General features: G+C 62.8%; 6 protein-coding genes. 3 read left to right on the top strand and 3 right to left on the bottom strand.

Annotation, left to right across the window (positions count from 1 at the left end; all coding sequences use genetic code 11):
• The 3 genes from HX873_RS30735 to efeU form a co-directional block, all read right to left on the bottom strand.
• A partial coding sequence (locus HX873_RS30735; RefSeq protein WP_177123725.1) for a Dyp-type peroxidase domain-containing protein occupies positions 1-664 on the bottom strand: 664 nt, incomplete at its 3' end.
• 14 nt (positions 665-678) lie between these two features.
• On the bottom strand, positions 679-1,881 hold the full coding sequence (gene efeO, locus HX873_RS30730; RefSeq protein WP_102604984.1) for an iron uptake system protein EfeO: 1,203 nt from the start codon (positions 1,879-1,881) through the stop codon (positions 679-681).
• Positions 1,882-1,891: 10 nt separating this feature from the next.
• Entirely contained in the window at positions 1,892-2,740 is an 849-nt protein-coding gene (gene efeU, locus HX873_RS30725) for an iron uptake transporter permease EfeU (protein WP_003218412.1), read from the bottom strand.
• 168 nt (positions 2,741-2,908) lie between these two features.
• Between efeU and HX873_RS30720 the strand changes: the two genes are divergently transcribed.
• From HX873_RS30720 to HX873_RS30710, 3 genes are all read left to right on the top strand, one after another.
• Positions 2,909-3,931, top strand: a complete 1,023-nt coding sequence (locus HX873_RS30720; RefSeq protein ID WP_102369145.1) for an AraC family transcriptional regulator — start codon at positions 2,909-2,911, stop codon at positions 3,929-3,931.
• 189 nt (positions 3,932-4,120) lie between these two features.
• On the top strand, positions 4,121-5,551 hold the full coding sequence (locus HX873_RS30715; protein ID WP_008436222.1) for a glutamate decarboxylase: 1,431 nt from the start codon (positions 4,121-4,123) through the stop codon (positions 5,549-5,551).
• A 69-nt stretch (positions 5,552-5,620) separates the two neighbouring features.
• Positions 5,621-7,321 (top strand): transporter, encoded by a 1,701-nt coding sequence (locus tag HX873_RS30710; RefSeq protein WP_177123722.1) that lies wholly within the window; start codon positions 5,621-5,623, stop codon positions 7,319-7,321.
• Positions 7,322-7,333 lie beyond the last annotated feature (12 nt).

The following is a 7,333-nucleotide window of genomic DNA, read 5'->3' as shown; positions in this document are numbered from 1 at the left end:
GGGCAGGGGCCTGGGGCGGCACGCTGCCTTCCTGCTTCCAGCGCACCAGCAGCAGGTCCGGCAGGTTTTTCACGATATCGCGCAGGGCGTGGATATTGGTGTCCGGGGTGTTGGAGCTGAACTGCAGGCTCAGGTCGCCGTGGCACTGCGCCGGTTCCAGTGCATCGTTGGGGAAACCGACCATGCGGATCAGGCGCTTGGGCTTGGCCGCGGCCAGGCCGAAGCGTTCGTCGAACAGCGACTCGCCCACCGATACGGTGATGGTCAGGTTGTCCGGTGTCACCACCGGGCCGAGGATGCCGGAGTCGGTGGGGGGCAGTTTCGGGTCGACTTGCACCACGGTGCCGCCGGTCATCAGGAATGCGATGCGCTCGTTCAGGGTGCGGAACAGCCGCTCCAGGTCCTCGCGGTCGCTGGCCAACACGTCGAATGACACCAACATGCCGCAGGCCGGGCGCGGAGTGACGATGCCGGTCTGGTGCTTGCCATGGAAATCGTGGTGGTCCTGGGTCTTTTCACTGCTTGGCGCGGTGGTCACCTGTGCCGCCGCGTTGGCAGCCATTGCCGGGCAGCTCAGGCTGCTGCCGGCAATGGCCGCTCCAGTGGCGGCCATACCCAGCAATACACGACGACGCTGGGCGGAAAATTGTTCTGAATCACTCATGTCTACGGTCGTCTTCACTTCAGGCCGGAAAGGCCAAGGGCGGGGTCGATTCCATCGAGTGCAACGGCCAGAGCCTTGGCCTTGTCGGCGATCTGCTTGCGCTGATCGGCGGTAACGCTGTCATACGAGGCGTAGCGGCCATCGACTTTCAAACCGTTGAGTTCGGCATCGAGGGCGTTGATCGCGCTGTCGATCCCCGGCAGCAATTGCGCGGCAGATTTGGTCAGCAGCGGGCGCATCAGGTCGACCACTTTGCGGGCGGCGTCCAGGTTGGCGGCGAAGCCGTTGAGGTCGGTATGGCTGTAGCGTTCTTCCTCACCGCTGGCGGCACGTACGTCGGCCAGGCTGTTGAGGTTGCGCACCACGATGCTCACCAGTTGCTCCGGCGGCAGCGACTGGGCCAGCAGCTGTTGCTTGAGGCTGGTGACGTCGGTGACCAGGCGCTGGGCAATCGGCGCCAGGCCGTCGAGATTGCGTTGCTGGAACAGGCCGTATTCGAGACGGTGGAAGCCGCTGAAGGCCGGGTCCTGCTCGCGCTTTTCAAAGTAGTCGGCGCGGGCGTTGATCGCGTTGTCCAGTTCCGCCAGGCGTTGCGAGGCCGGGGCCAGGCGCTGGTAAGCCTCGCGGGCCGGTACGTAAAGCGCCTGGGCCTGGGCGAGGTCGCCGGCTTCGATGGCTTGGTCCAGCGCGGTAACGGCCTTGACCAGGGCGCTACCCTGGCTGCTCAGGTACACGCGGAACTCCGACAGCGGGCCGATAAACGCGACCATCGACGGCTTGGCCTTGGCTTGGGCGTCAGACTCGGCAGTCGGTGTCACCTTCAAGGTGCCACGCGGGTTGCTCAGCAGGCCGCAGGTGATCTGGTAGTCGCCGGGCAGCAGGTTGGCGTTGATCACCTGGCTCAGGCCCGGGGCGATGTTCTCGCGCTCTTCGACCACCAGCACGCCGTCGAGGATTTCCCATTCCACGGCACGGTCCGAGCGGTTGATGATGCGGAAGCTGGCGCGTCCGGCCGGTACCGTCAGCGCATTCGGCTCGCAGCTGTGGGCGTGGATGGTGACGGCGATTTCATTGTGGTTGGCCTGGCGCTTGGAGGCGGCCAGTTGCGAGGCGTAGTAGAACAGGCCACCGGCGGCGATCATCACGACCACCGAGCCGCCCACCGCCCAGCGCAAGGCGCGGGAGGGCGGAGCCGGTTGAGGGGTTTGGTTGGACAAGAGGCGGTCCTTACTGGCTGGAAACGGAAGAGGTTGTGCGGGTAGCCGGCTTGCTCGGCGGCGCCGGCAGGAAGAACATCACCAAGGCCACCACCAGGTAAATCAGGTAGGCACCGAGGGTGCTGATGGTCGGGGCGTCCTGATAGCCGAACATGCCGGCCAGCACCGAGCCCAGCGGGCCATCCATCGGCAGCGTCGCGCTGAAATCGAACAGTACGGTTTGCAGGTGGTTCCATACCCCGGCTTCGTGCAGGGCTTGTACCGAGTTGGCGAGGATGCCGGCGGCCACCACCAGGATGAACAGGCCGGTCCAGCGGAAGAACGCACCGAGGTTCAGGCGCATGCTGCCGGTGTAGATCAGGAAGCCGACGATGATCGCCAGGATCAGGCCGAGCAGGGCGCCAATCGGCGCGCCCGGACCTTCGCTTTGCTGGAACACGGCCAGCAGGAAGAACACGGTTTCCAGGCCTTCACGGGCCACGGCGAAAAACACCATGGCAATCAGTGCGGTGACCTGGTGTTTGGAGCCGGCCAGGGCATGATCGAGGGATTCATGCAGGGAATGCTTGATGGAACGCGCGACCTTGCGCATCCAGAACACCATGGAGCTGAGAATGCCCACGGCCACCAGGCCGACGATGCCTTCGAACAGTTCCTGTTGTTTCTGCGGGAATTCGGCACTCACCAGTTCCAGGCCACCGCCGACCAGCAGCGCGAGGGCCGCTGCCAGAAATACGCCGATCCACACTGCGGGCATGTACTGGCCACGGCCAGTTTGCTTGAGATAGCTGGCAATAATGCCAACGATCAAGGCGGCTTCTATGCCTTCGCGCAGCATGATTAAAAAAGGAACAAGCATTCGGCACCGAATCGTCACTAGATAGGATGCTAAGTTGTAACATAATGATACTCATTACTAAACAGGGAATATTGACCTTTACTGAACCTTGACTGAACGGTGGTGGCAAACCGCATCCGACACTAGAATGCGCGGCATCGTCCCAGCCACCGGATTGCGCCATTCCCCATGTCGGAAAAAGACACGATTTCCATCCAACTGGTCCGCGAAGCCCTGTTGCAGAGCTGTGCGCCGGGTGCGGCGACCGATGAAGTGTTGACCAAGGTCGGGATTGATCCAGCACTGCTGGGCCAGCCAACCGCACGCGTCCCGGCAACCGCTTACGCACGCTTATGGCGCTTGCTGGCACGGCGAATGGACGATGAATTCTTTGGCATGGACCCGCGCAAGCTCAAATCCGGCAGCCTGGAGTTCCTCTGCCGGGCCTCCATGGCACAACCGAGCCTTGCCACTGCGCTGGAAACCGGCCTGGGGTTCCTGTCGCTGATGCTCGAGCGCATGCCGGCGCAACTGGTGCGCCAGCAGAGCCTGGCGGAAATCGTACTGTTGGAGCCGGAGCCCGCACCCAGGCGCGCCTTCACCTATTTCGCCTACTGGATGATCGTCCACGGCGTCGCCTGCTGGCTGGCGGGGCGCCGGATCCCGATCCTGGCGATTGAACTGCGTTGCCCGCAGCCGGACTTCTGCGACGACTACCAGGTGATGTTTTCCGACAACCTGCGCTTTGACCGGCCGCGTACCCGGATGATCTTTTCCGCCGACTGCCTCGACCTGCCGATCAAGCGCAGCCCGGAGGAGCTCAAGCGCTTCCTGGCCCATGCGCCCGCCAACATCCTGGTCAAATACCGCGACCCGGACAGCCTTGCCACCCGCATCAAGACCGACCTGCGGCACATGCCTGCCGACACCTGGCCGGAAACCGAAGGCCTGGCCGCATCCCTGTGCATTTCGGCCTCGACCCTGCGCCGGCGCCTGGCGGAAGAGGGGCAGACCTACCAGGGCCTCAAGGACAGCGTGCGCAAGGAGCTGGCGATCGTCTGGCTGGCCGATTCCGACATCAGCTTTGCCGAGATCGCCACCCGCCTGGGGTTTGCCGATGCCAGCTCGTTCTACAAGGCGTTTCGCAAGTGGTCGGGCTCCAACCCCGGGCACTATCGCAGCCTGATATTGAACGAAGCACTGAGCCAGTAGGTCACTGCCAGGCACCCCCGGCACGTTTGCCTGCTTATCCACGCCTTTAATGATCTGGGTCACTTTCCTGCGCCGCCGTGCGTGTGATATTCGGCGCCACCGCTCCATCGTTCGTTTCCTGACGCAGCCTGATCGGCATTTGTCGCGATCAACGTCTACGCCATTTCCCTCATTCAAGAGCAGGATTTCATGGCACTTCACAGAACCGTAGAGACCCAGGACCAAGCCATCGAAGACGTCTATTCGAGTGGCTCCGCCCAGCACAAACTGCCCAAGTACCGCCTCCCGGACCACTCGACCACGCCGTCGGCCGCCTACAACCTGGTGCGCGACGAACTGCTGCTGGACGGCAATTCCCGGCAAAACCTGGCGACCTTCTGCACCACCTGGGTCGAGCCCGAAGTGCAGCAGTTGATGGCCGATGCCCTCGACAAAAACATGATCGACAAGGATGAGTACCCGCAGACGGCCGAGATCGAAAACCGTTGCGTGCACATCATTGCCGACCTGTGGCACGCGCCGAAATCGTGGCAAACCGTGGGTTGCTCCACCACCGGTTCCAGCGAAGCGGCGATGCTTGGCGGCCTGGCACTGAAGTGGAGCTGGAAGAAACGCCGGGAAGCGGCGGGGCTGCCCACCGACAAACCGAATTTCGTGTGCGGCCCGGTGCAGATCTGCTGGAAGAAATTCGCCCGTTATTTCGATGTGGAAATTCGCGAAGTGCCGTTGCGCGGTGACGCATTGGGCCTGCGCCCGGCCGACCTGCGGGAATATTGCGACGAAAACACCATCGGTGTCGTCGCGACCCTGGGCGTGACCTTCACCGGGATCTACGAACCGGTCGCAGCCCTGGCGGCCGAGCTGGACTCGATGCAACGTGACCTCGGCCTGGATATCCCGATCCATGTCGACGCGGCGAGCGGCGGGTTTATCGCCCCGTTCATCCAGCAAGAGCTGCAATGGGATTTTGTGATCGAGCGCGTCAAGTCGATCAACGCTTCCGGCCACAAGTACGGCCTGGCGCCGCTGGGCGTCGGCTGGGTTATCTGGCGCTCCACCGAAGACTTGCCGGAAGAGTTGATCTTCTACGTCGACTACCTGGGCGGCAACATGGCGACCTTTGCCCTGAACTTCAGCCGGCCCGGCGGTGAAATCATCGCCCAGTACTACAACTTCCTGCGGCTGGGGCGCGACGGCTACACGCGGATTCAACAAGCGTGCTCCGACACGGCGCAATGGCTGGCCTCGGAAATCACCAAGTTTGCCCCGTTGGAACTGGTGTACGACGGCAAGGATGGGCTGCCGGCGGTCTGCTACAAGCTCAAGGACGGCGTCGACCACGGCTTCAGCCTCTACGACCTGTCGGAGCGCGTGCGCATGCGCGGCTGGCAGATCGCGTCATACCCGTTGCCGTCCGATCGGCAGAACGTCGTGGTACAGCGCATCCTGGTGCGGCATGGCGTGAGCCGTGACCTGGTGGCGTTGCTGCTGGAAGACCTGCGCAAGGCCGTTGCCCACCTGCAGAAAAACCCGGTGGAGCATTCCGACGCGGGCCCCAGCTTCAGCCATGGCGCCATCGCCGACCCGGTCATCCCGGCCGACACCCCGAACCTCGACTGAACGCACTGAACACTCACCGGGCCTCGAGGCCCGGTGCCTTTAGCGTTGCATCGCCAGGTACGAATCATCGTGACTGCCTTCTTTACTTTCCTGCACGACAACCCCTACATCCTGCTGTTCCTGGTGGTTGGCCTGTCCGTCTGGGTCGGGCGCGGCACCATCAAGGGTTATGGCCTGGGCGCGGTGGCCGGGGCCATCGTGATCGGCTGCGCGATTGCGACGTGGGCGTCTTACTACGGCGTGCATTTCGAACTCGATAACTTTACCAAGAGCCTGTTTTATTACCTGTTCATGTACGGCGTCGGGCTGCGGGTCGGGCCTTCGTTCATCAACAGTCTCAAGGGTGATGGCCTGAAATTCACCTTCCTGGCGATCCTGTCCTCGTTCCTCGGGCTGGGTATCGTGGTGCTCGGCGTGCGGCTGTTATCCCTGCCGGTGGGCGCGGCGGGCGGGATTCTTGCCGGTTCGCAAACCATGTCGGCGGCGATTGGCTCCGCCGAACAGGCGATTACCTCGGGCGTGGTGCCGCTGCCACCGGGCACCACTGCGGCGGCGGCCACCGCGATGATCGCCCTGTCTTACGGCATCACCTATATCTGGGGCACGGTCGGCATCATCCTGATCTGCAAATACCTGCCGCGCTGGTGGGGTGTGGATGCGCGCAAGGCGGCCAAGGAATTCGAACTGGAGCACGGTGTGCCGAACGTCGACGATGCCGGGCTCAGTGGGTATCGGCCGTTTGACCTGCGGGCCTATCGCCTGGTGAACCCGGAGCTGGTGGGGCAGAGCATCGCGCAGTTTCGCCAGCGCTTTGAGTTGTACCAGATCGAGAACGTCGAGCGTGGTGAAGAGTTGCTGGGGGCTGATCCGACGCTGGTGTTGCAACTCGGCGATGTGATCGCCCTGGGCGGCAGCCTGGATGCGCTGACCGATCACATGGGTCTGATCGGGCCGGAAGTACCGGATGCCCGGGCGTTGAATATACCGCTGGATGAGGCGGTGATTCTGGTGACCCACAAGGATGCCGTGGGCAGGGCGCTCAAGGAATTCAGCCAGTCGCCGATTGCCGGGCAGGTGCAGTTGGTGGGGATTGAGCGGGGTGGAGCGCCGATTCCGGTGGGGCTGGAAACGCGGTTGCAGCGCCTGGATGTGATGCACTTGATTGGCTTGCGCAGTGCCATCGACAAGGCCACGGCGTTGCTGGGCAAGGCGGGGCGGGCGAGTACGGCGACGGATTTGCTGACGCTGTCGCTGGGTATGGTGCTGGGGTTGTTGATCGGGCTGATTCAGGTGCCGGCGTTCGGTGCGGCGGTGGGGCTGGGCAATGCGGGCGGGTTGCTGGTGTCGGGGATTATCGTCTCGTCGCTGGTGTCGCGGGTGCGGTTTTTCGGCAATACACCGAATGCGGCGCGCAACATTCTCGAGGACATGGGGTTGATATTCTTTGTCGCGATTGTGGGGGTGAATGCGGGGGCTAACCTGGTTTCGCAGATTAGCGCGATCATTGCGTTGAAGATCTTTTTGCTTGGGTTCGTGGCTTGTACGATTCCACCGTTTATTGTTTGGGCTGTGGGTTTTCATGTGTTCAAGATCAACCCGGCGATTCTCATGGGCGGTGTTGCGGGGGCGCGGAGTCACTCGGGGCCGGCGCGGGAGGCGGCCAAGGAAATTGATAGCACGGTGCCGTGGATCGGGTTTCCGGTGGCGTATGCGGTGTCGGGGATTTTGCTCACGGTGTTTGGGTATTTTGCCATGGTGCTGGTGCGGTAGCTGTATTGGGTA

It is taken from the genome of Pseudomonas sp. P7758 (assembly GCF_013386485.1).
GTDB lineage: Bacteria > Pseudomonadota > Gammaproteobacteria > Pseudomonadales > Pseudomonadaceae > Aquipseudomonas.
This window is presented reverse-complemented; position numbering and strand designations above follow the sequence as displayed.